The sequence below is a fragment of the Paenibacillus dokdonensis genome (genome assembly GCF_004916975.1).
Classification (GTDB): domain Bacteria; phylum Bacillota; class Bacilli; order Paenibacillales; family Paenibacillaceae; genus Paenibacillus_AQ; species Paenibacillus_AQ dokdonensis.
This window is the reverse complement of the sequence record NZ_STGQ01000001.1, coordinates 1,633,451-1,657,650: the sequence shown is the minus strand read 5'-3', so window position 1 is coordinate 1,657,650 and position 24,200 is coordinate 1,633,451. Positions and strand designations below refer to the sequence as shown.

At 47.7% G+C, this 24,200-nt stretch carries 18 protein-coding genes; 1 reads left to right on the top strand and 17 read right to left on the bottom strand.

The window, feature by feature from the left end:
- Nucleotides 1-81: 81 nt before the first annotated feature.
- The 14 genes from E6W40_RS07755 to E6W40_RS07690 form a co-directional block, all read right to left on the bottom strand.
- A complete protein-coding gene (locus E6W40_RS07755) occupies nucleotides 82-1,059 on the bottom strand; it encodes an ABC transporter substrate-binding protein (RefSeq protein WP_136604958.1) in 978 nt (325 codons plus the stop codon).
- Nucleotides 1,060-1,138: 79 nt separating this feature from the next.
- Nucleotides 1,139-2,143: an ABC transporter permease gene (locus E6W40_RS07750; RefSeq protein WP_425464913.1), complete on the bottom strand. Its 1,005-nt coding sequence runs from the start codon at nucleotides 2,141-2,143 to the stop codon at nucleotides 1,139-1,141.
- A 24-nt stretch (nucleotides 2,144-2,167) separates the two neighbouring features.
- Nucleotides 2,168-3,670, bottom strand: a complete 1,503-nt coding sequence (locus E6W40_RS07745) for a sugar ABC transporter ATP-binding protein (RefSeq protein ID WP_136604957.1) — start codon at nucleotides 3,668-3,670, stop codon at nucleotides 2,168-2,170.
- A 203-nt stretch (nucleotides 3,671-3,873) separates the two neighbouring features.
- Nucleotides 3,874-5,010 (bottom strand): zinc-dependent alcohol dehydrogenase, encoded by a 1,137-nt coding sequence (locus tag E6W40_RS07740; RefSeq protein WP_136604956.1) that lies wholly within the window; start codon nucleotides 5,008-5,010, stop codon nucleotides 3,874-3,876.
- Between the two features lie 105 nt (nucleotides 5,011-5,115).
- Nucleotides 5,116-5,367, bottom strand: coding sequence for a YolD-like family protein (locus E6W40_RS07735; RefSeq protein ID WP_136604955.1), 252 nt, complete (start codon nucleotides 5,365-5,367; stop codon nucleotides 5,116-5,118).
- 201 nt (nucleotides 5,368-5,568) lie between these two features.
- The gene (locus E6W40_RS07730; protein ID WP_136604954.1) at nucleotides 5,569-6,759 is read right to left on the bottom strand and encodes a GTP-binding protein; all 1,191 of its coding nucleotides are present in this window, start codon (nucleotides 6,757-6,759) and stop codon (nucleotides 5,569-5,571) included.
- Nucleotides 6,760-6,831: 72 nt separating this feature from the next.
- Entirely contained in the window at nucleotides 6,832-7,833 is a 1,002-nt protein-coding gene (locus E6W40_RS07725) for a metal ABC transporter substrate-binding protein (protein WP_136604953.1), read from the bottom strand.
- Nucleotides 7,833-8,711: a metal ABC transporter permease gene (locus E6W40_RS07720; protein WP_136604952.1), complete on the bottom strand. Its 879-nt coding sequence runs from the start codon at nucleotides 8,709-8,711 to the stop codon at nucleotides 7,833-7,835. Before E6W40_RS07720 ends, E6W40_RS07725 begins: the two co-directional genes overlap by 1 nt.
- Complete coding sequence (locus E6W40_RS07715; protein WP_136604951.1) at nucleotides 8,698-9,357, bottom strand: metal ABC transporter ATP-binding protein; 660 nt, start codon at nucleotides 9,355-9,357, stop codon at nucleotides 8,698-8,700. Before E6W40_RS07715 ends, E6W40_RS07720 begins: the two co-directional genes overlap by 14 nt.
- Nucleotides 9,358-9,666: 309 nt before the next feature.
- Nucleotides 9,667-10,590, bottom strand: coding sequence for a DMT family transporter (locus E6W40_RS07710; protein ID WP_136604950.1), 924 nt, complete (start codon nucleotides 10,588-10,590; stop codon nucleotides 9,667-9,669).
- A 234-nt stretch (nucleotides 10,591-10,824) separates the two neighbouring features.
- Entirely contained in the window at nucleotides 10,825-12,021 is a 1,197-nt protein-coding gene (locus tag E6W40_RS07705; protein ID WP_136604949.1) for a hypothetical protein, read from the bottom strand.
- Nucleotides 12,018-13,472, bottom strand: coding sequence for a HAMP domain-containing sensor histidine kinase (locus tag E6W40_RS07700; RefSeq protein ID WP_136604948.1), 1,455 nt, complete (start codon nucleotides 13,470-13,472; stop codon nucleotides 12,018-12,020). Before E6W40_RS07700 ends, E6W40_RS07705 begins: the two co-directional genes overlap by 4 nt.
- Nucleotides 13,469-14,173, bottom strand: coding sequence for a response regulator transcription factor (locus tag E6W40_RS07695; protein ID WP_136604947.1), 705 nt, complete (start codon nucleotides 14,171-14,173; stop codon nucleotides 13,469-13,471). Before E6W40_RS07695 ends, E6W40_RS07700 begins: the two co-directional genes overlap by 4 nt.
- 152 nt (nucleotides 14,174-14,325) lie before the next feature.
- The gene (locus E6W40_RS07690; RefSeq protein ID WP_136604946.1) at nucleotides 14,326-15,780 is read right to left on the bottom strand and encodes an N-acetylmuramoyl-L-alanine amidase; all 1,455 of its coding nucleotides are present in this window, start codon (nucleotides 15,778-15,780) and stop codon (nucleotides 14,326-14,328) included.
- Nucleotides 15,781-16,101: 321 nt separating this feature from the next.
- Between E6W40_RS07690 and E6W40_RS07685 the strand changes: the two genes are divergently transcribed.
- A complete protein-coding gene (locus E6W40_RS07685) occupies nucleotides 16,102-17,295 on the top strand; it encodes a transposase (RefSeq protein WP_136606888.1) in 1,194 nt (397 codons plus the stop codon).
- Between the two features lie 164 nt (nucleotides 17,296-17,459).
- Here the strand turns inward: E6W40_RS07685 and E6W40_RS07680 are convergent, their stop codons facing one another.
- The 3 genes from E6W40_RS07680 to E6W40_RS07670 all read right to left on the bottom strand — a co-directional run bounded on the left by E6W40_RS07680 (nucleotide 17,460) and on the right by E6W40_RS07670 (nucleotide 23,868).
- Nucleotides 17,460-17,942, bottom strand: a complete 483-nt coding sequence (locus E6W40_RS07680) for a hypothetical protein (RefSeq protein ID WP_136604945.1) — start codon at nucleotides 17,940-17,942, stop codon at nucleotides 17,460-17,462.
- A 273-nt stretch (nucleotides 17,943-18,215) separates the two neighbouring features.
- Nucleotides 18,216-19,271: an ArsR/SmtB family transcription factor gene (locus tag E6W40_RS07675; protein ID WP_136604944.1), complete on the bottom strand. Its 1,056-nt coding sequence runs from the start codon at nucleotides 19,269-19,271 to the stop codon at nucleotides 18,216-18,218.
- Nucleotides 19,272-19,485: 214 nt separating this feature from the next.
- Complete coding sequence (locus tag E6W40_RS07670; RefSeq protein ID WP_136604943.1) at nucleotides 19,486-23,868, bottom strand: DUF4855 domain-containing protein; 4,383 nt, start codon at nucleotides 23,866-23,868, stop codon at nucleotides 19,486-19,488.
- Nucleotides 23,869-24,200 lie beyond the last annotated feature (332 nt).

Below are 24,200 nucleotides of genomic sequence, written 5' to 3'. Positions count from 1 at the left end.
AATAGCATAACAGAGACTGCCACTTTTGCGCAGCCTCTGTTATGCTATTTTCTTCCGTTTCTTAACTTCCTTTTCTAGGCATTATTCATACAGCAGCGGCTTGATTTCTTCTGAATCAATATTGGATTTGTCATACCAGTGGAAGCCGGTATCGATATCCTTCTCAACTTTTTCACCCTTCATGGCCATCACAGCAGCCTTAACTGCCTGGTAGCCGATGCCGATTGGATCCTGTGTGATCGCACCGGCCATCGTGCCATTGCGAATGGCATCCGTCTGCTGTTTGCCGGAGTCATAACCGATAACGACGATCTTTCCGCTCTTCTTCATTTCACTTACCGCGTTGGCAACGCCTATAGCCGAACCTTCATTGGCACCGAAGAAGCCTTTCAGATCTGGATGAGCCTGCATAATCGCCTTTGCCAGGTCGGTAGATTTCAGCTGATCACCAGCGCCATATTGGATGTCGACAATTTTAATATTCGGATATTTGCTCTCAATCTGTTCCTTGAATCCATCACGGCGGTCCACCCCGGTACGGCTGGTTTGGTCATGAACGACAAGCGCAATTTCACCGGAGCCGCCGATCAACTCTGCCATTTTGTCAGCAGCAAGCGCTGCGGCAGCCTTATTGTTGGTGGCTGCTGTTGCAACCGGAATTTCACTGTCCACGCCTGAGTCGAATCCGATGACTGGAATATTGTTTGACTTGGCTTTTTCAAGCAGAGGTACAGCAGCTTTACTGTCCAGTGCTGCAAAAGCAATGGCGCTTGGCTTTTTATCAAGTGCAGTCTGAAGCATTTCGATCTGCTTATCAACCTGTGTCTCCGTCTCCGGACCTTCAAACGTGATTTCCACATCAAACTCCTTAGCCGCTTTTTCCGCGCCGGATTTAACCGCCTGCCAGAACTGATGCTGAAACCCTTTGGAAATGACTGGAATATAGGGTTTTCCTGAGCTTGCACCCTTATCCCCTCCACCACTACTGCATGCACTTAGCATCAGAACAGCTGCCAGCATCCCGCTCAGCAAGATCAATTTCGATTGCTTCTTCTTCATGGTTTACCCCCTGTTTTCGTTTCAAATATTGGTTCTACACGTATGCAAACTCCCTACCGGGAGGCGATACCTCTCTTGTTTATGATTTGTTTTTTCGGCGGCGCAAAATATCCATATATACCGCAAGGATGATGACGAGACCAACAATGACGGTCTGCCAATCCTGAGCCACCGACAGAATCCGAAGACCATTGGTTAACACACTCATGATCAAAGCCCCGATGACTGTACCAAGGATCGTACCCATGCCGCCGCTCAGCGATGTTCCGCCGATGACTACCGCAGCAATGGCTTCGAGTTCATAGCCGCTGCCGAGTGCGGGCTGGGCTGAATTCAGCCGTGAAGCCATCATAATGCCCGCAATCCCGCTGAAAGTACCTGTCATGACATAGATAACGACTTTCCAGAATACGGTGTTCACACCCGATAAACGGGCCGCTTCCTCATTGCTGCCAAGCGCGAAGTTGTATCGACCAACGATTGTCTTCGTTAATATAAAGCCCGCTATGACTGAGGCGATCAAGAATATCCATACTGCATTTGGAATTTCCCATCCCGGAATAGAGCCCATAGTAAGCTTGTTGAATATTGGTTTATCGGTAAAATAAATTGGCTTCGTTCCCGAGATAATTAGCGAAAGCCCCTTCGTAATCATCATGACCGCGAGCGTAGCGATGAACGGCGGAATTTTCATTTTGGCGATCATCAAACCACTGACCAGCCCGCAAAGAGAACCTGCAAGGATACCTCCAATCACACCGACCCATACCGGCCCATTCCAATAAGTTATGAATACGCCGGCCATCACTGAGGAAAACGTCATAACCGTACCTACCGAAAGATCAATACCGCCTGTAATGATAACGAAGGTGGACCCTAGTGCAAGAACACCAATAACAGCGGTCGACAGCATAATGCCGACTAAATTATCAAATCGAAAAAAGTTACCTGACAACAAGCTGAATACCAGAATTAATATGATCAGGCTCGCAAAGGCAAGCACCTTCTGCCTCGCAGCTCCTTTGATTCCTGTTTTCTTGGCTTGCTGCCCGCCTACTGCTGTCTGTGTTGGTTGAAGCTTCACGAGTAATCCCCCTTAAAAATCGTATTACATGACCTGCGACCGCATCGTCGCATATTTCATGATCGTTTCCTGCGTTGCTTCTTCTGCACTGAGCTCTGCCGTAATCCGTCCTTCGCACATCACGATAATCCGGTGACTCATCCGAAGAATTTCGGGCAGCTCGGAGGATATCATGATAATGGACTTTCCTTCGGCCGCAAGGGTCTCGAGCAGCTTGTAGATTTCGCTTTTTGCCCCGACATCAATACCCCGGGTCGGTTCGTCGAAGATAAGCACATCACAGTCCCGGGTCAGCCACTTGCCGATGGCCACCTTCTGCTGGTTGCCGCCGGACAGAAACTTGACCTTTTGCCCAATACCCGGTGTCTTAATCGAAAGCGAATTGACAAAATGCTCTGCGGTCCGGTTGATATGCGCCTCCTTCATCCAGCCGGCCATATTCCGGTATCGCTTATAAGAAGCAATGGCAATATTGCTGGCCACATCCATATCTACCAGAACGCCGAATCGCTTCCGGTCCTCAGACAGATAGCCGATCCCCAGGCGTACGGCATCATGTGGACCGCGTATTTTCGCCTTTTTCCCACGGATGAGGATTTCACCATGATCCACTGGATCTGCTCCGAATATCGCTCTGGCTACCTCCGTCCTGCCTGCACCCATTAATCCGGCGAAGCCAAGAATCTCACCTTTTTTCACGTTAAAATGAATATTCTGAAGTTCCCTGCCCCGGGACAATCCTTTAACCTCAAGCACTTTCTCTGCATTAGGACTGAAAGATGTGGGGGATTCCATCTCATACAACTCCCGGCCAACCATCATGCGGATAATTTGGTCTACGTCCATGTTCATTGTTTCAACCGTATCCACATAGGCTCCGTCCCGCATCACAGTAATTCGGTCGGAAATCTGCTGCAGTTCTTCCATCCGGTGTGAAATATAGATAATGCCGACCCCCTGCTGTTTCAACTGGGTAATCATTCTGAACAAATCCTGAATCTCGGTTTCCGTCAGGGCCGCTGTCGGTTCATCCATAATCAGCACCTCCGAACGGAAGGAGAGCGCCTTGGCGATTTCCACCATTTGCTGCTTCGCCACACTCAGTTCCGAGACGAGCATTCTGGGATCCAGCTTCAAATTCATCTTTTCAAACTGTCGGCTGACTCTGGAATTCATCTCATGATCATCCACCAGACAACGAAGCTTTCTTGGTTCACGGCCCAGGTAAATATTTTGGGCTATTGTCAGATGAGGCAGTAAGTTCAGCTCCTGATGAATCATGCTGATTCCGCGGTCTCTTGCCGCACGGGTATTTGGCAGTTCAATTTCCTCGCCTTTATAAACCATCCGGCCTGCATCTTTTGTGTATACGCCGGTTGCAATTTTCATCAATGTGGATTTACCGGCGCCGTTCTCTCCAACCAATGCATGCACCTCGCCGGGCAGCAGTTCCAGCTTGCACTGCTTTAACGCATGTACACCAGGAAAGCTTTTTTCGATCCCTTCCAAACGCAGTAGTGCATTCATCCTTTATCCCCCGTTTCTGCTGTTTCTGTATGTTTGGGAAGCGTTTTCATAATTGTAGCTTCATTGTATCGGGATGAACCGGCGGCGAACATGGAATAATCTCTTCAAAAAAGTTGAAAAATCTATGATCTATTTCTTTGCAATTGAACAAAAAAAGCGGATGGCCGCTGGTCATCCGCTTTTGTGTATACGTTTGTGTTTGCTTAAGGCTTTAACACCACTTTAATACAGTTGTCATCCTTACTGTCAAATATTTTATACGCATGCTCGGCTTCTGATATAGGAAGCCTATGGGTAATGATGTCCGTTGCATCAATTTCACCGGCTTTGATCATCTTAAACAGCTCCGGCATGTAGTGAATGACAGGTGCCTGCCCCATCTTAACCGTAATGTTCCGCTCGAATAAATGACCAAACGGGAACATGTTGTACTTCAGTCCATAAACGCCAACAACCGAAATGGTACCGAATTTACGAACAATGTTAGCGGCCATATCGAAAGCTCCAAGAGAGCCGCCTTGAAGCTTGAGTGTGGTCTCAACCTTTTCCATCGGAGTCCGTTTCGCGTCCAGACCCACACAATCGATCACGACATCACCACCACCTTTGGTTAACTCGAGCAGGTACTTGTCGAGATCTTCCATAGCTTCAAAATTGTATGTCTCCACATGGTTGAATTTTTTGGCATGCTGCAGCCTGTAGTCCACGTAATCGACGGCAATGACACGCTTTGCGCCTTTCTTCCAAGCGAACTTCTGTGCAAGCAGCCCTACCGGGCCACAGCCGAGAATGACCACGGTGTCCCCGGGTTTTACCCCAGCGTTGTCTACACCCCAGAAGGCCGTGGGCATGATGTCGGATAAAAAGAGGATCTGTTCATCCTCCAGCTCCGCTTCTTCCGGCACGACAAAGGGAACAAAGTTTCCATAAGGAACCCGAAGCAGCTCAGCCTGCCCTCCCATATAACCACCGAAGGTTTCCGAATACCCAAAGTACCCGCCCGTATCTCTGGCATCGTTGGAATTATCACACTGGCTCTCCATCTGGTTTTGGCAGTAAAAGCACTGTCCGCAGGATACGTTGAACGGAATGATGACCCTGTCCCCTTTTTTCACACGGGTCACATCCGGACCTACTTCCTCTACGATGCCCATTGGCTCATGGCCAATGACATAGTTGTCGTACATACCGGGAATCAGACCATGATAGATATGGAGATCTGAGCCGCAAATCGCAGTTGTCGTGATTTTGACCAATATATCGTCTTTTTTCTCCAGCCCGGGATCCCGGACCTCCTTCACTTCAACCTTTTTGCGTCCTTGGTACGTCACTGCTTTCATGTGCTTTCCTCCACGGCTTTTCCCCTAGTTTGCCCGGAGCTTTGAAAGTTTATTTAGAGAGAGAGATCATCGACATATCGCTATTAAAAAGAATATGATTGCTTATTAATCTCTTGGATAATTTACGGACATGATGTCCATAAATGGAACCTTCGTGATGGCCCCATCTTGTCTGATATGGACCTTACCTGTCCGGGAATCCATCAGATCTATCTGTCCTCGCACGGTCTCTTCCCTACCCCACACCGTCAAAACGATCTCCGAATCCTCTTGAAATGCCTCAGTTAACTGATTCCCCAACTCTTCTAAAACAAATTCATCTCTAGTTGGTCTCTTTGGAACTTTTGATTTAGCCATATATATTACCCCCAGAAGTCATTTAACGATTTTTATAACACAGTAAACCATCGGTTTTAGAATAACTGAATAATAATGAAGCTGAATAACGGAATTAGTCATTTAACAATTTTAACTTATTATAAAATGAAAAGAAATGAAACTTACATAAAAAGACCGCCAAAATTGGCGGCCTTTTTATTCCTGTTACTTATCATTCAATTATATGGTCATCCATGGCAGTGGATTTTGGAATCTGGACCAGTCCGAATTCATCTCTTCCGGTGTAAGAATACATGCATCAAACTGATCTTCTATGGCTTCACGGTCCATATCCATGCCGATCAGTACAATTTCGTTCATCCGATCACCCCATGTACCGTCCCATTTGCGCTGAAGAGCCGGCTCAGACTCCAATATTTCTTTTTGTTCCGCTTCCGGCATTGCCGCGAGCCAGTACCCAGCAGGTCCAAATTGTATGGAGGGTCCCGCCTGGCTGAAGCTTGCAGCCACATCATCTTTAACCGCCAGCCATACCAAGCCCTTGGCACGAACGACTTCTTCCGGCCAATCCGACATCATTTCCGCCAAACGCCCCGGATGGAAAGGCGCCCGTTTACGATAAACGAATGAACTGATGCCATATTCCTCGGTTTCCGGCGTGTGGCTTTCCTTCTCAAGCTCCTGAATCCAGCCGGCGGACATGCTTGCTTTTTCAAAATTAAACAAGCCTGTATTCATAATGAGAGATGGTTTAACTTGTCCGTTCACGATGCGGATGCATGCTGCCGAAGGCTGAAGTTTGCGCAGCAGTCCCTCAAGCCGGTTCAGCTCTTCTTCTCCTACGAGGTCACATTTGTTCAGAAGCAGAACATCACAGGTTTCAATCTGATCGATCAGCAGGTCCACGACATCCCGGTCATCGCTATCACCTGAAGCCTCAGCCCGGTCCAGCAATGTATCACCGGAACCGAAGTCCTTCCAGAAACGGTATGCATCCACAACGGTCACCATGCAGTCGAGACGGGCAAACTTTGTCAGATCGATGCCGGATTCCTCATCAATATAGCTGAAGGTTTGGGCGACGGGTATTGGTTCGGAGATTCCTGTCGATTCAATTAGAATATAATCGAACCGCCCTTCTTCCGCGAGTTTTTTAACTTCAAGCAGCAGATCGTCCCGCAATGTGCAGCATATGCAGCCGTTGGACATTTCTACAAGCTTCTCTTCGGTACGGGAGAGACTGGAGCCAGATTGTACAAGCGCAGCGTCCACATTAACCTCGCTCATGTCATTTACGATGACGGCAACCTTCATTCCTTCCCGATTATTCAGCACATGATTGAGTACCGTCGTTTTGCCTGAACCGAGATATCCACTCAGAACGGTCACCGGTATCTTACTTTGACTCATATTTTCACAATCCCTTCATGTTTAAATGATTCGTTGAGGTCATCTGCAGCATTCTATTGTTAATAGCGAAATTTACTCATCCAGCGCTTTCTTCAATGCCTCCAGATTAGCACGCATGACAGAGATGTAATCCTGATGATTTGCCTGCTCTTCCTCGGTAAGTCCTTCAAGCGGATTCAGGACTGCGGTGGATGCACTGATCTCCCGGGCAATTGTATCCGCGACTTGGGAGGAAACCAGCGTCTCGAAGAAAATCGTCTTCACTTGATGCTCTTTGGCAAATTTCACAACTTCGGTCATGGCCGACGCAGATGGCTCCTGCTCAGGAGACAGCCCTGCAATCGGGACCTGTGTTAGTCCGTAGGTTTTGGCCAGATATCCAAACGCGGCATGCTGGGTAATAAAATCTTTGCGTTTGGTGCTTCCCAGCTCTTTTTGATAGTCCGCATCCAGCGCTTCAAGTTTAGCGACGTAAGTATCCGCATTCTTGGCAAACTCATCCTTATGTTCCGGAGCCTTCGCGATCAACGCAGCCTCAATATTACGAACTTCCTGAATCGCCAGCTTCGGAGATAACCACACATGCGGATCCAGCCCCCCATGTTCATGTGCATCTTCATGATGATCATGGCCCGCTTCATCATCAGCGTGTTCCTCTTCTTCAGCGCTGCTCTCCATGAGTTCGAGTCCTTTACTTGCCTCGACAATGTTCAGACCCTTATGATTCGAGCTGGCCAATACCTGGTCCACCCAGCCTTCCATCCCTGCACCGTTATAGATGAGAACATCCGCTTTCTCTATCTTTCCAATATCCTGCGGAGTAGGCTCCCAGTCATGAGGTTCCACGCCTGGCGGAATCAGCAGATGTACATCCGCCAAATCCCCCGCTACCTGGCTGGCAAACTCATGCATCGGGTAAAAGCTTGTTTCGATTTGAAGCTTACTTGGAGCTGAAGCCGATGCCGCTGGCTCTGATACCGGTGCGTTGTCTTCTTGAGTAGCTCCACAGCCTGTGATACTAGCAGCTAGAACAACCATTGTTAATGCTGATACGTATGGAATCCATTTTTTCATTACTTTAAAACTCCTTCATGTATGGTTTGGTTGGTTTGTTGACGTAATATAGCTTCTGTTTTACCCGTGCGACGCTTTTTCGCCAGTTTTACCGCACGCTGCAAGCCGATGCCTGCCAAAAGAATGATCAATAGAATCAGGGCAATGCTTCCTCCCGGAGGCGTATCCGTATAATAGGATGCCGTCAGACCGCTGAAGACTCCGGCCATGCCGGTGACAACCGCAAGAACGGAAGCAGAGACGAAGCTCCCAGCAAAGCGGAGTGCAAAAGCGGATGGCAACACGATGAGCGATGATACCAGCAGCACGCCGACAATCGGCATGGCAGCCGCAACAATCATGCCTGCCACGACCGCAAAAGCAAACGACAGCATTTTGACCCGCACACCACTCACCGCTGCGGTATCTTCTTCAAACGTCAAGCTGTAAAGCGGTCTGCGGAGTAGCATAAAGAAAAGAAGTCCGATCAATGTAACAACCGCAATAATGATGAGCTGGGAGCTGCTTACAGCTACAATTGAACCAAACAGATAAGAGCTGAAGCTTTTATTCAGTGTGGTTTTCAGGCTCATCAGCACCATTGCAAGTGCAAGGCCTGAAGTCATAATGATCGCCACCGGGACTTCGCTATACGTTTTGTAAGTCCGCCGCAGCTGTTCGATCATCAAGCCGCCCATAACGGCAAACAGGAAACCGCACAGGACAGGGCTCACATGCAGCACAGTTCCAAGCGCTACGCCAGCCATCGACACATGCGAGAGTGTATCCGACATCAGCGATTGCCTGCGTAAAACCAGGTACACACCGAGTAACGGAGCAATCAGCGCGATTAGACCGCCTGCCAAAAAAGCCCGCTGCATAAAATCATATTGAAACATGGTCGGTCTCTTCCTTTCCTTCCAAATAAATCACGCGGTCAAGATAATCCCTTGCTTCATCCAAACCATGGGTCACCATAATCACCGTCTTGCCTTGCGTCTTGACCAAATTCCGCATCCATTCATAAAAGCGAACCCGGCTTGCCGCATCCATACCTGTCACAGGCTCATCCAAAACCAGCAGATCAGGCTGCTGGACCATGGCTCTGGCAATACAAGCGCGCTGCTTTTGCCCTCCTGACAATTCCCCGATTTTCCGGTTCCGCAGCTCCCATAGTCCGACCTCTCTCAATATCTCTTCCACCAGCGCATGCTGCTCCCTATGAAACCGCCGGAACAAGCCAAGCTCCGTATAACATCCCGATCTTACGAGTTCAATCACCTTGCTGGGAAAGCCGGAATTAAAAGAAGAAGCCTGCTGGGGAACATAAGCCACAGAACTCCCGCTAAATTCCGGTGTGAACTGAATACTGCCGCTCCACGGCTTAATCAGACCAAGAATCAGCTTTAATAGTGTTGTTTTGGCCGCCCCATTCGGCCCGCTAACGGCGATAAATTCTCCGGCATGAATATCCACCGATACATTCCTGATGACAGGTTCATTCTCGTACCCAAAAACAATATCGCGTAATGAGCAAAGGATCATATGTATCCTCCTTATTTAATTAATAGTAATAATTACGATTAAAAAAGATCAAAAAAAATATTCTTTACCTTTTCGCTGATTACGCACATACAAGTACGGATGAATGAGCCTCTTCTGCTTATTCGTAATCATTACGTTTAAGTCATATTAAAACACATATCAAGCAAGCTGGCAAGTTATTCGTAATTATTACTATTAAATTTCTTCATAAAACATTCCTCTATTTTTTCTCTGGAGCGTTTTTTCTTTGGGTAGATACAGCAAAAAAGACACCCCTGAGGGTGCCCCTTATAATTAATTTCACTATGATCAAGAAACTGATTTCAGTGGTTCCGCCGTCCGTTTTCTTCTGGGCTTCCATTTTACGCGATTTGCGTTCAAGAACACGACTAAGCCTGAGATCGCCAACATACCGCCGATAATCTGAAACCAGGTCATCTGTTCATTCAACAGCAAAAATGCCAGAATACTCGCCCCGACCGGTTCCCCCAAAATACTCATCGATATGGTTGAGGCTGATACATACTGCAGCAGCCAGTTGAATAGCAGATGTCCAAAAACCGTTGGAACGATCGCCAAGAGCAGAAACATCCACCAGTCCTTACCCGGATATGCCGTAAACGAAATTCCACCAATCAGGTTATATACAGCAAATACGATCGTAGCAGATAGAAATACGACAAAGCTGTACACAAAAGAAGATACCTGCATCACCATTTTCTGACCGATCAGCATATGAACGGAAACCGCCAATGTGCCGAATACAGACAGTAAATCTCCAATCAGATTGATCCGGGAAACGCCAATATCGCCCCAGCCGATTAGAACGGCTCCGATTATGGCGACTCCCATGCCGAACATCGCAAACGATGACGTGCGTTCCTTATAAATGAAGAATGCACCGATGACGATAAACACGGGCTCCAGCGCCAGAATAATCGTCGAGCTCGAAACGGTCGTCAGCTTGAGTGAGCCCATCCACAGCAAAAAATGCAGTGCCAGGAAAAATCCGGATGCAGACAACATCAGTACTTTTTTCCAGGGAAGCGACTTCAGCTCTGCAAGATGCGGCCGGATAAACGGCAGCATAAACAGGGCAGTAAACAGAAGCCGGTACATTCCCTGGATGGATGCGGGTGCAGAGGACCACTTTACAAAAATAGATGAAAACGAAACGGCGATGATGCCGATAATTAATGGTAATGCGGTAGGTATCGGTGCAGTTTTTCTCATGATGCTTCCTTTCCGGTACAATGCTAACAACAATTTATTGTAGCACGGTCCAGCTGCGCCCGCCATCCTTCGTTTCTGCCACCCCTGATTTAATGTAAACCCATCCATGCTGTCCACTTGCTAAATGAATCGAACCACGAAAAAAAAGTAGGCAGACCGAACTATTTTTTGTTCGGTCTGCCTTAAATAAGGATACTATGATTAAAAAAATATATATGTTTTGGGTCAAGTTAACTATTGAAACTTAATAATAAACGGTTGATTATTCATGACGACACTTGGCTCCGGATTCCTTGGTTGTTTTGCCGGGGAATACATTTTTCGCCCATGGATCAGAAGACGGTCATTTTGAGCACCCCAATACATTCCCGACGGGTAGACACCCTGATACACCGATGCTTTATATAGGATGTTGTTTCCTTGAAGCTTGCCCGCAAAAATGGAGATTAAATCGTTCTCTTGCTGGGAGTAAGCAATATACTTCCGATCCTGCGATAATTGAAAGCTGAGTACGTTCTCCAGCAGGACGGAGAGAGCCATGTTTCGTCGATCGTACTCATATAACGTGCCTTCCGTTCCAAGGAACACAAACTGATCCTTATTAAGCCACGCAACCTGATCTTCCCCCGACTGATGCTCGTATTCGATTTTAATGCTGCTTCCTGTGATTGTCCCCATGCCGATACTTGCGGTCCGCTCGTTCTTCTCCCAAACGATCAGTATGTTTTGTCCATCATCTGACAATTTCACCTTGGCAAAAGTACCTTTGAGTCCCTTCAGCGGATAGAACTTGACTTGCCGGGCATTTGTGTCGTACACGGCAAGCTTGACGACAGGGCCAGTGGCGACATCGGCTTGTCCACTAACGGGGCCTGTGACGGCTTCTGAGGCGATGTCGGTGACGAGATATGAGATGTATCTGCTGTTATCCGACCAAGTGAGCTTTGTCAGAAGCATCTCATGACGAAATTTGATGGTGGCCATGATCGTTTCCTGTCCATCAGAAAGCGAGATCAACTTCAGTAAGGTGGAATCTTCTGAATTCTTGGGACCGGCGATATATTTTCCGTTTGGCGACAGCTCGAGATTCCAAGGATCAACGTCCACGCTTCGCAGCGTTTCGAATTGTACGTATGGCGGCGAGAGCCGCTGCAGAGATTGCGTGCGGCTCATTTTCGAGTCGGGGCCTTGGAACAGGCCGAGAATAGATTCGGAATCCGTCCAGCCAAGCAATTGATCGTTTTCCGTGTCCGAAATCGGAAGGCGATATATGGTTTTCACTTGGAACGGCTTGCTGCCGGATTCAGCAGTATGCTCATCTTCCGTGCCGGGAATGACAATCGTCTCCGACCGCGGCTCCCCTACACATCCGGACAAGAATATGATCGTCGCTAGGAGCGCAGGCAGTATAGCTAACCGTTTGAGCATCATGTTCCGTCCTTCCTGAAGTAAGGTATTTCTACGTAAACCATGATCTGTCCGTCCCGGCTGACCAGGGAGATTGTCCCTCCATGGTCGTCGACGATCGATTTGGCGATGCTAAGACCGAGACCGACACTGCCTTCTTCCTTGAGCTTGCGGCCAACCGAAAAAAACGGCTGAAACAGGTGTTCTAGTTGGTCAGGCGGGATCGGTTCGCCCGGATTGCCGAAAATAAAACGAACGAGTCCGGCCTCCAGCTTGGCCTTGGCTGAAATCTCCGATTGGGGAGAGCTGTATTTGATCGCATTATCGAGCAGATTGATAAAGAGCTGGCGCAGCCTGTCCGGTTGTCCATTCACAAACAAGGATTCGTCTGCCTGGTAGACGATGCGCTTCTTATAACGCTTGGCGCGAAAGGACATCGAATCGCAAACGTCGAGCAGAATCCGGCCCGCATCCACCTGTTCGAATTCATGGTCGTCCGAAGCTCTGCGAGATACTTCCAGCAGCTTCAGCACCATGCCGTGCAGGCGTCTGCTCTCTTCCACGATGTGATTCATTCCTTTATCGAAAAACTGCCGGTCAGACTCCCCCTTCTCCCGGATCATTTCGGCATAGCCAAGGATGGATGTCAGCGGCGTCTTCAGTTCGTGTGTGACATTGTCGAAAAAACGTTTTTCCTGATCGTTAAGCTCCTGAAGGCGGTCTCGATCCCTTTCGATGGTTGAGATCTGGCCGCTGATCCTATCGATCATATCGTTGAAGTTGACAGCCAGCCGGCCGATTTCATCCTTGCGCCGTGACTGGATGCGTACGTTCAAATTGCCGTTTTTCACTTCGGTCGAGGCTTTTGTCAGCTTCACGAGCGGGATCGTAATGTGCCTGGAAAGAATATAGGAAAACAAAAATGCCGCTGCAAAAATCGCAAGCGCGATATAGAAAATGATGTTCTGAATCCGTCCGCTTTGTTCATAGAGCAAAGTGAAATCCTTGGCAAAACGCAAAATGCCTACCTTTGTGCCATCAATGATGACAGGGTACGAGAAAAGGACCTCCCCCTTGTTTCGGTCATAGGTGACGTTATAAGCCGTCTTTCCTTTGATTGCCTGTTTGAGATCGTCTTCCGATCTCCCTGCGAAAACCGACTTATTGGACGAAAACAGCAAAACGCCATCCACCGTGTAGGCGCTGACGCTGCTTTCGGTCGCATGGTTTAAATCACTTACCATTTCCTCCGCCATTTGGCCGAAATATATCTTGTTGTTCGTAAAATGGTTGATTAAAAAGGCTTGGCGCACATAGACATTGCTGTTGTTTTTCATCCCGACCAAATCCGAAGCGACGATTTTTTGATTACTAGTCCGGATGATTTCCTTGACCGTCTGATTAAGCACGAGAAACGAAAAGGAGAAGATGATGAAAAAACCGACGATGAATTTGGCCCTGATCGTCCGGATCATCTCGACTCTGCCTGCTTCTCGAATTTGTATCCAATACCGAACACGGTCGTGATCAAGTCGCCCGCATCCAGCTTTTTGCGAAGCCGCTGAATATGGGTATCTACTGTGCGGGTGTCGCCTGCAAAATCATATCCCCATACGAAATCGAGCAGCTCTGAGCGCGTGAAAATTTTGCCCTTATGGCCGATTAATTTCATGAGCAGGTCAAATTCCTTTGGTGTCAGGTCGACCAGCTGGCCGCCTTTTTTTACCACCCTCTCCTGCGCCACAATCTCAATGTTTTTAAACCGGATCAGTTCATCTCCATCCGCTTCCCGGTCCACGACATTGGCGAGGTCCACCCGGCGAAGTATCGTGCGGATCCGGGCGACAACTTCGCGCAGATCAAAGGGCTTCGTAATATAATCATCCGCGCCGAATTCAAGCCCGAGCACTTTATCTGTGATGTCCGATTTAGCTGTTATCATGAAGATGGGAATGTTATAGTTCGCCGTCACTTTTTTGCATATATCCAGACCGCTTTGATCCGGCAGCATCCAGTCGAGCAGGAGAAGATCGGGTTTGAAGGATTCCAGTTCGCTCCACCCCGCTGCCCCGCTTGCTGCAGTTCTCGTGTGAAAGCCTTCCATTGTAAGTCCGTATGATAGAAGATCGGCAATGGGTTCCTCATCTTCGATAATGAGAATCTTCGTTTTATTCATGAGATCTCCATTCTTTATTCTTAATCAAGCAGCCGTAATACTGTACTTTTAAACGTACCCAGTACGTCACCTCTATGGAATCGATTTTAACATATACCGGTCATGGTTCGTAACTGATGAGCAAGGATACCATGAAATGCCTACATCATTTCCTATAGCGAGTCCGGCAGATGCAGCAGCTTCGGTACCGTTACGAAAGAGTATCCTTCCGCAGTTAACTCGGGAATCATCTGCTGCAGTGCCTCGATCGTATTGGCCAAATGGTTTTTCCCGTTGGCGGTATGCTGCAAAACGATACCTCCGGGCTTTAACTCTTTGTGTACCAGCCTCATGATCTCTTTTGAAGATACGCCAGACCAATCCATCGTGTCCACCGTCCAGTTAACTACCGCCAAATTCTTTTGGTGGATGGCATCCATTTGATCGGTTCCGAGTGCACCGTATGGCGGCCGAAACAGGATGGGGCGAAAACCTGCCGCTTGTTCTAGCGCGTCTTGGGTATCATCCACCTGTTTCATCGCCTCAGCCATCGATATTTTTTCGAAATTCGGATGAGACCAAGAGTGGTTGCCGATCGCATGCCCTTCCTGAACGATCCGGCGTACGATGTCTGGATGGGCTTTGGCCCGGTTTCCCAAAATAAAAAGGGTGGCTTTAATGTTGTTTTTCTTCAAAATGTCAAGGATCTTCGGTGTAACGAACCCGTCGGGTCCATCATCGAACGTTAATGCGACCTGTTTCCCCTCTTTTGCTGAACCGTTGAAATAGACTTTGTTTTGGATCGATTGTTCATTCTGTGAGTCCCCTTGCCGATACGTCTCCGTCATGGAAACGGGTGGCGGTACTTCTGTCATTTCATTCTCTATGGGCTGCTTATGGGGAATATTTTGGCCGAAATATTGTTTCAATCCCTCAACAATCGCATGCGCCGCCAAGTCTTGACCTTTGCTGCTGAGCAGAAATTCTTCCTCCTTCGGGTTGGTCAGGTACCCGGTTTCAACGAGCACTGCAGGCATTTGCGATAAGGAGAGCACCTTGAGATGTTCTTCCTTGACGCCGCGATCGGGAAATCCCAATGCCTTTACGACTTGATCCTGTATGGATTGAGCTAGCGGAATGCTGTCGTCATGCCGATACAATGTCTCCGTGCCGGTAATCGTTTGTTCCGTGTAGGTGTTCCCATGAATCGAGACTAGTGCATCCGCATTCCAATCGTTTGCAATCGCCGCGCGGTCCTCTAATGCGACAAATTCATCATCCGTCCTTGTTAGACGGAGTTCAAACATCGGTTCCTGATCCAATAGCTCATATACACGTTGTGCCAAAGAAAGGTTAAACCCCTTTTCGAATTGACCACTTGCCCCCGTTGCACCAGGGTCTTTGCCACCATGTCCCGCATCGATGACGATTCGGTACTTTGCATTCCCCAGAGATATATGGGGTACGGACACCGAACCCGCCGTATCTCCGTGCGTGAGTGCCGGAATTAATTCTTCCACCGAAGATCCGGTATGCCAGATGGTTTTGATTCCCAGTAAAATAACGAAGAATAATAGCAGAATATATATTCCTTTAATTGGATGTTTACACTTGCTGCGGTTAATCATAGTTCCTCCTCATGAAAGTTAGTTTCGTATATTGATGTGGTGGGAACTATGGCTGTCGTGCAAGTTCCTGATGAAAAATATAACTCATGAATGTGACAACCATTTCATCGAGATGTCAACAAGATGTGTCTATTCGGCTCGGAATCGCTGCCAGCATTCTGGTTACAGGCTGTACGCCCAATAACCATGTAACTGAGTGTTTTGCATAAACTTGATCCCTTGATACACAAGGATTTCTAAGCATAAAAAAGGGACTTCACCCCAACTTGGAGAAGTTTTTCGGTGACCAAACCAAAAACCCCAAGAACGGAGGAAGTCACCTTGTATATTCTACAAGAAAGTCTATTTTCCTTTGAAGATATGCTAAAAATGAATTCAAAAGATCGATTGCCAATCTTCTTTGGCGTCTTGGATCTTCGTCCTTACGCCAAACAACTGAGAAGTTGTTCACCCCGAGGTGCTGATGGTCATTGTAGAGAAGGGATTTTACGTGCACTCTTAGCCGCACCACTTGAGCATATTCAAACTTTTACGGGCTTGCATCATCGTTTGGATACCGATCTTCGATTTCGCTATCAGTGTGGACTTCCGCTAGATCGCGAAGTCCCTTCCATCTCGACGTTAAGCCGAGTCTTCAGCGAGCTGACTAAGAAAAACCTGGCTAAGCAACTCTTCGAAGATCTGGTCAAACGCTGTCAGCAAGACGGCATTATTGATGGCAGCCACGTTGCAATCGATAGCGCCGCCATCCATGCTTTCGAAAAGAAGCAGCCCAAACGAAAAAGCGAGCAGACCGGCAATGCGAATTGGGGTGCGAAATTTGACTCCTTCGGAAACAAGGTGACTTGGTTCGGTTACAAGCTCCATTTGGCTGTGGATGCAAAAAGCGAATTGCCGCTCGCACTGGAAGTCACGCCAGCGCATGTCAATGACGGGGAAATGGCACCGGGTTTGATTGAAAAGGCGGCTGTCAAAACAAAGGCGCGATTCTTTATGCTCGATGCGGGCTACGACCAAATGAAAGTTTACGAAGCCGCTCGAAACGTGAAGGCGCAAGCCATTATTCCCCTCAACCCCCGAGGAGAGAAAGAACCTCCTGCTGGGATGACATCAAACGGAACGCCTTGTTGCTCGATGGGATTCGCGATGACTTATTGGGGTGCTGACGGTGATTACTTGAAGTTCCGATGTCCTCACGCCACGGGTAAAGTTGATTGCCCGTTAGGAATGTCCGCCTGTTCGCCTTCCAACTATGGCATGGTCGTCAAAGTAGATGCAAAGGACGATCTTCGGCGATCTAGCAGCCCGCATCGGGATACCAAACGCTGGAAGGAGCTTTACAACGAACGTACCAGCGTGGAACGATGCAACTCCAGAATGAAAACCTATCTTACTGCAGATGACATGCATGTCTGGGGCATTCAGAAAGTAACGACTCACCAGTATCTGAATGCCATCGTCCTGCTTGTATCCGCTCTTTCTGCTACCACTAGAAAGAACCAAAACGCAGCTTAAAAATTTGCAAACGCTGAAATTCTGCAGGTCTGCCCATTTTTAGAATTGAGCCACTACAATTCCCCGGATGCAATTAGATTTTGCTGCCTTTCTAACAAAAACGGAATTATGCAAAATGCTCAACTAAAAGCAAGCAAGTGAGTTCAAATCCAGTCAATATTACGTCACATACTCTTTCTTTGTTGGACAACCCACCAACCGCCGAGGGTAGCTAAAGAGAAGCAAAACAATAAAATGTACATGTTATAGAAAAGTGAGTTGGTGTAAATATTTACGGGGCCAAGAACATGGATGAGTGACTCCTCGTCGCCGTTATGACGGAGGGAAGCAAGTGTAAGTTTGATTTTGCGCAGCTCCAGGAAGAGGGATAAGAAAAGTGTACATACGGACAGGATCGGTACAAGTGAATGATATGACAACTTAGCAATATAATCCTGCAGGATATCAAAATAGCGAACGGCAATGACAAACGTGAACAGCATCAAAATAATCAGCGTGAACCATCCAGGGTACAGTAGCAGCCAGCCCGGATTGCCGTTACCTGAATAACCTGTTCTTCGGACCACAGTAAATACATCGACGAGAATAGCAAATAGCGCACTTAGAAGCAGCAACGATAGATACATTATCCATGTCTTAGCGGACATCCAAGCATCCCTCCTTCAATGGAATGTGATACTCAACAAAAAGAAGCCATTTGGGATAGTTTGTTGCTCTTGCCTCCCAAAGGCTTCTACGTTGCTTTTACTTTAGCGCTCCTTTTTGCTGCTACGCCTGATATCAAAATCCCTGCACCGGAAACCAGGCAGATCAGGACACCTACAGTAGTACGCTGTATTACAGAATCGTCCCGGAAAATGTAACAGCCATCCAAGATTCCCGCTCCAAGTTCTGCTCACGATTCAACCTCCATCCGGGAGTTATTGTTCCTTATATTTCACACCCAGGAAGCGATGCAGGTCTTGATCATGATGATCCAGTGAGCTCTGGTTCCACGAATAGCTGCCATCTTTTACACGGACTAATCCTGCTCCTCGCAAAATGGCGAGATGATGATGTACGGTAGTCTTGCCCATACCCAGCAATTCGGTGAGTTCCTTGAGTGAACGGTCTTGCTCGCAAATGAGCTTTAACGCGCGCAACCTTTTATCGTCTCCCAGAGCTTTATATAATTGAACGAGCTCGCCGGGCGGCTGATATGGATCATTTTCTGGCGTCAGACTTGCCTCACTGACGGGATAATAGAAGATTTGAATCTCCTTCATATTGGCTTCGATCGTCCAAGGACGGTAGATCACATGCGGGATCAATAGCACCCGGCTGACACCTGCTTCAGGCTTATACTCGACTCCAGCAGCCCGCAGAACCACCTCTTCAGGTGTGCAGCTTCGCAGCAGATTCTTTTTCATGATCAAGTCACGTTCCAAAATCCCCTTCTTTTCTTCAGCCTCTGCAAGCGTAACTTCCTGATCCCAAAGCTGAAGCAAAGCCGTAAGATGGCGCTTTAAAGCGTTTACTTCATTTCCGGTGACCGTCTGAATCATTTCCGGGAAAAATGGATGTCCCTGACAGGCCCGGATCAACTCTTCGGCAGCCTCATGATCGCCTTGTGCCGACTTGAGCCGAGCTGCTTCCTGTCCGCTCTCCAAATAAGGAAGTACTAAAAATTTGAAATGCGAGTCCTCCAAAGACCAGACAAAATCCACAAATTCTTGTGTTGAAGCAAACGGATGTGTATGCAGCAGCTGAAGTAACATCTTCCACGTCTGATGCTTTTCACAGAATTCCAGCTCCTGTGCAAGCTCACCGGATGCAGAATCCCGAAGCTGCTGCCAGTAGGATGCAGGCTTATCCATAGATCCATGCAGCCTTGCGTTCGTAACCGCAGCAATACCCAGAGTACTTTCGAATATCAGTGAGCTGTATAACTCCACTTGATAGGTACTTCTTTTGAAAGACATATCCAAAATATGCATTTTCCCGAACCCCCATTTACCTTATTATCCCAATCCCTTAAATATATTCTATTTTAACTGAATAAATAATTCAATATATTTATAATATATTATCTTTCAAGATGAATCCTCCTTTGCAAAAGCAAAAAGACGTGCTTGGATTGACCGTTCGAAACGATCAGCAAATCCAATACACGTCTCTTGCTAACGATGTAATACTGCCCCAGTCAGGCAGTTATTCTGAAAGATAATTCAATAACCGGTACAGGAATACAGCTGTCTCAGCACGGGTCGTGTTATGGGCCGGATGAATCAAACCATGATCACCTTGAATCAGACCCTGCTTGATCATACCTGCAACACTGCCTTTGGCATAAGCGGATACTTGGTTAGCATCCTCGTAGCCATCAAGCTCTGCGAGATTCTCATCGATCTCTGCCGTTTTCCATGCCTGAACTGCTCGTGCTGCCATCACCATCATATCTTGTCTTGTAATCTTTGCGCTCGGTTCAAACCGCCCGCCATCCGTGCCTGTAACAATGCCCAGCTGCTTCGCTGCAGCTACAGCCTCATAGTAGTAATCCTGCGGCTTAACATCTGTGAAAACATCTGCTCCAGCCGCCTTCAAATCTAGCGCTCTAACCAGCATTAAGATAAAATCTGCTCTGCTCACCTGCTCCGCTGGACTGAATGTCCCCGCCGATGTCCCTTTGACGATGCCTAGAGCAGCCAATTTCTCAACCGCTTCTTTGGCCCACACATGGCGGTCAAGATCTGTAAACTGCGATGCAGGCTGTTCGTAAAACACGGCATATACGCCTGTATGGTCTGTTTGGAAGCGGATGTAATTGCCGGATTCGGAATAGGTTGTTCTCTGCATCTTTGAAACTATGCCTTGTTCATTCATCGACAAAACTCCGATTCTTGCCATGTCCTCCTGCCCTGCGGCAGGTAAATACGGTATCGTGACCGTCATGGGAGTCTTCTCATTCTTCCATGGAATGGATTTCCCGCCAGCCATAATCTCCAGCCCTATGATCGGTCTGCTGCCTTTTAGAGCTTGTGCTGCTTGATTCAAAGATTGTCGCTCCAGCTCACTAATGACAAGACGCAGCTGCTTGCCGATCCCTGTTGATTGTGCAAACAGCTCTCCGGATAGCTGCACGGATGCTTTTGGCGTGATTATCTCAAGGATCAAATGAGGATAGCCGGACAAAAATGCTGCAGGAAGATCCACTGCGTACTTTGCTGCATCTCCATATTTCTTAAGCTCAAGTGTCACCTTCAGCTTGCCATCAGGATCTGATTTTGCTAGTGCCAATGCCATTCGCATATCCTGCTCACTTAAAGTGCTGACAGCTGTCTTCCCATCCGTATCAAGTTTGGAGCTGAATACAGCCTTCACTGAACCATCCTTTTGCAGCTGAAATCCCTCTGAACCTGGAGCGGCCGGAATGTTTGAAGCCCCGCTGTTTCCACCTCCTCCACCGCTGTTTCCGGTATTTCCGGTATTTCCGGTATTTCCGCCGTTGCCGTCACCCCCTGCAGGGACTCTTTTGTATTCAAACGTGACTTTTACAGGCATGCTCATATCATCAGTGGACAAATTCGCTACATAGGTTCCCTCTACATCCCCGGTAAGTGTGAATTCGAAATGGAAGCTTCCGGCTTCTGAACTCGTTGTTTGAGCCGCGCGTTGAATCTTGCCCCGGGGATCAAGCACCTGTAAATTCACTTTGGCCAGTTCGCCATTCATCACAAGCCCATCAATGGTCACTTTTTTAGATGCTGCATCAATCACTGCTTTCATGCCTTCTATGTTCTTAACGTCCCCGCCACCCGAGAGGTTGTATATGCCAAATTCATAAAAAGAATATCCGTAGTCCGTGGCTCTTTCTATGCCTTGAAATTTCATGTATCTCGCTTTGATCGGGTCAAAATGAACCGTTTCTTTTCCATCACGCGCTGTAATGACTCCATCATGATCCTTCACTACTGAGGTCCAGTTTTGCTTATCGTCAGATACGAGGAGTCTGTAGGTTTTAGCGCGGGCATATTCCCAATCAATTCTAACCGAATCCATCTCCTTCACTTCCCCGAGATCGATCTGGTACCAGGTATTATCCTTGTAATCACTCGCCCATCTTGTGGCCGGGAATCCATCCACTGCCTTGCCGGGTGCATAATTCGGATTGGACCCTTCGACTGAAGATGCCTCCACAGCTTTATTCTGCGCCAGATTCCCAGCGAGGTAATAGACCTCCTCCTTCAGCGTGTTGTAGGCTTCATCTGAAATCATCTGATCCTTGTTCATAAGGTCCAACTTCGCATTAAATCCCTTTAAATAGGTGACAACTTGCGCTTGATCAACGCCCTCGAAGCGTTTCATCATTTCCAAATAATTATTCAGTGAGCGTGCCGCTTCTGCATTCTTGAACTGTTTCTTTTCCTCAAAGCGGTTAACTAACGTTTTCATGCCTTCAGCACTGGTTGACGCTTCGATCACATACGAGGTTTTTTGGGATTTTCCAGCTGCTACGGTAATGATCAGTTCATGCTTGCCTGGCTTCCCAGCCAAATCAATAACGGTTCCGGCAGCGTAGGCCTTACCATCAAACGTAGCTGTTACTTTAGTCAGACCGCTTCCATCATCATTTTTGACTTCCCATGCAAACTGAACCGGCTCCGTATCCGGCACGGTTGCTCCGGTTTGGAGCGTTTGCCCGTTCATGTGCACCACCGCCTCCGGCGGAGCAGCATTGTTGATTTGATAGGTCCCGTTCACGAACTGATACAGCCAATCATACATAATACGCGTTGCCGCATCCGTGCTCACTGCCGAATCATATACGGCATTATTGCCTTGATAGTAGGCTTTGAACCCGTTCTGCATAAGACCTGTTTCTACGCCGCTGTTCAAGTAATCGATATACCGCTCGCGGAATACACCATCGGTCAGCATCCGGTCATCAAATTCAAGTTCATTGGACATCCCGTACTGCTTAGCTATATTTGCAGCATCCTCCAGTCGGTCATAGCCCATTTCCTCGAAGAAATAGTTAGGTTGGAAGGCAACGGCATCAAACCCGACATCCTTCCACATGTAGCTTTTGTACGCCAAAAAGTGCGGAATCCAGAAAAATTTCAGATTCATGTCATGGACCTTCGCACTCACCGAACGAAGCAAATCCGGTCCCGTCTCACTCGTACTGATTTGTTCTTCCAGCCAGTACATGCCAACGAGCTCAAGATTGGAGTAATTCTCTTCCCCCCATCTCTTCTCTACTTCACTTAACCACCATTGAACTGCCTTCTCTCTGTTTGCAAGCGCCTTCTCTTTTCCGACTGCTGAATTGTTAAAGCTCTCTGAGACACCATCACCATCAACGTCGCCGAAATCATTAATGCTTTCGCCTGGATCCGGAATCATTAAGACAACCTTTTCCTTATGATTAGGCTGATTCAACTCGGCTCCGACTTCCTTAGTCGCTTCATTTAGCTGCTGCATATCGCCTGTTTCCGCAAATGTTTTATCCAGATACCATTTCCAGTCCTCCAAATTCGCGTTTCCGCCATAATCATGACCGGATGGTGACGTAATTCCGAGATAAAGGATACCATCAAAGAGCCAATCTGCGGGTTTCCCGGACTGATCCACATAACTGATGTTCGGAATAATCCGCTCCTTTGTCCAGGTTCCCTTATCATTCGCGTATTGTCCGTTATAAAGAAGTCCAAGATTATGAATGTCTGCCGTGGCTGCTCCTGGCTGTAAAAATCCCGGCTGCTCCGTAGGAACCGATACCGCCCCGTCAACCTCTCCGTCTGTACCCCAAATTTCGATCTCATCAATGAAGCACCAATTTGTAGGATGCATGGAGAAGGTTACTTTCACGTAACGGGCATAAGCCATCTGCGCGTTCAAATTCCCGCTTTTGATTCCATCCCTGCTTCCTTTCCACTCAAATGTCTCATCTCTTGGCGGTCCATCTCCCCAGAGAAGCTGGGTAGCATTGTTAGAAAGCAGCCCCCAATTTTCTTTGTCGTCAGAGACGTACATGGAGACCGTCAGCGGTACAAGGATCGAATTAGTCGGATAATCCTGCAGAAAATGAGCTTTAATATTCGCGACCGACTTTTTCTCGCCTAAATCGAACACAACCTCGCGTGTCTTCTTATGCAGCTGTCCAACCCAGGCTGGGTCTGACATGTTCAATTCGCCGTATATCCCATCTGTAAGCTTATTACCATCATCCGGATGTGCCGATTCAGGCTCTTCCGACCAATCGTAATGAAGCCCTGAAGCAAGATTGCGAAGCTCTGGCAGTCCTGCTTCTGCCAGCATTGGTGATTCTTCCGTTTGCGCTGGCGGTTCCTCCGTTTCCACTACCGGTTCTTCCGGCTCCTCCGGCTTTGCCGCTGGCGGCTCTGTCTCGGCTTCAGGTTCTTGTGTGGCTTCTGCCGGTTCCTTAATTTCCGTGCCAGCTGCCGGGTCAGGATCTCCAGTCTGAATGATTTGTATGGTTGGAATCAGTTCTTTCGCTTGCGCGGCCGGAACCCATGTCAATAATAGGACTACGCTCATTACAATGGCTCCCCATCTTTTATCCAATCTCATCAAGGCCAGCTCCCTTTCAATTCTTGAATAAGAAAAATGATTTGCAGAATTACACATCCCATAAAAAATTCCTTATTTAATGGGGTCTTTTCATTTATTCACTTGACGTCATTTCCTCCTTTCCAGGGTCAGCATAAAAAACGAAAGCATCATTCAGTGACTCTACTGTAACATTAGGTAACTTATCGCTTGCTTCAAAGAGATAATTGATTACTTTTAATATACTTTTGTTTACGCTTCCTTTTGGAATGAATGTTTGCGCATCAAAGCCGGCAATTCCAAGTGAAATAAGGCCCCGTCCTGAAATGGACGGAGCCTTACCTTATAAGCAG

Bases quoted from the DNA above. Each gene is read 5' to 3' on its own strand.
- E6W40_RS07740 (WP_136604956.1), bottom strand. From the start codon at position 5,010: ATGAAAGCAGTGACGTACCAAGGACGCAAAAAGGTTGAAGTGAAGGAG.
- E6W40_RS07670 (WP_136604943.1), bottom strand. From the start codon at position 23,868: ATGAGATTGGATAAAAGATGGGGAGCCATTGTAATGAGCGTAGTCCTA.
- E6W40_RS07675 (WP_136604944.1), bottom strand. From the start codon at position 19,271: ATGCATATTTTGGATATGTCTTTCAAAAGAAGTACCTATCAAGTGGAG.
- E6W40_RS07710 (WP_136604950.1), bottom strand. From the start codon at position 10,590: ATGAGAAAAACTGCACCGATACCTACCGCATTACCATTAATTATCGGC.
- E6W40_RS07720 (WP_136604952.1), bottom strand. From the start codon at position 8,711: ATGTTTCAATATGATTTTATGCAGCGGGCTTTTTTGGCAGGCGGTCTA.
- E6W40_RS07745 (WP_136604957.1), bottom strand. From the start codon at position 3,670: ATGAATGCACTACTGCGTTTGGAAGGGATCGAAAAAAGCTTTCCTGGT.
- E6W40_RS07680 (WP_136604945.1), bottom strand. From the start codon at position 17,942: ATGTCCGCTAAGACATGGATAATGTATCTATCGTTGCTGCTTCTAAGT.
- E6W40_RS07700 (WP_136604948.1), bottom strand. From the start codon at position 13,472: ATGATCCGGACGATCAGGGCCAAATTCATCGTCGGTTTTTTCATCATC.
- E6W40_RS07725 (WP_136604953.1), bottom strand. From the start codon at position 7,833: ATGAAAAAATGGATTCCATACGTATCAGCATTAACAATGGTTGTTCTA.
- E6W40_RS07730 (WP_136604954.1), bottom strand. From the start codon at position 6,759: ATGAGTCAAAGTAAGATACCGGTGACCGTTCTGAGTGGATATCTCGGT.
- E6W40_RS07715 (WP_136604951.1), bottom strand. From the start codon at position 9,357: ATGATCCTTTGCTCATTACGCGATATTGTTTTTGGGTACGAGAATGAA.
- E6W40_RS07690 (WP_136604946.1), bottom strand. From the start codon at position 15,780: ATGATTAACCGCAGCAAGTGTAAACATCCAATTAAAGGAATATATATT.
- E6W40_RS07755 (WP_136604958.1), bottom strand. From the start codon at position 1,059: ATGAAGAAGAAGCAATCGAAATTGATCTTGCTGAGCGGGATGCTGGCA.
- E6W40_RS07735 (WP_136604955.1), bottom strand. From the start codon at position 5,367: ATGGCTAAATCAAAAGTTCCAAAGAGACCAACTAGAGATGAATTTGTT.
- E6W40_RS07705 (WP_136604949.1), bottom strand. From the start codon at position 12,021: ATGATGCTCAAACGGTTAGCTATACTGCCTGCGCTCCTAGCGACGATC.
- E6W40_RS07695 (WP_136604947.1), bottom strand. From the start codon at position 14,173: ATGAATAAAACGAAGATTCTCATTATCGAAGATGAGGAACCCATTGCC.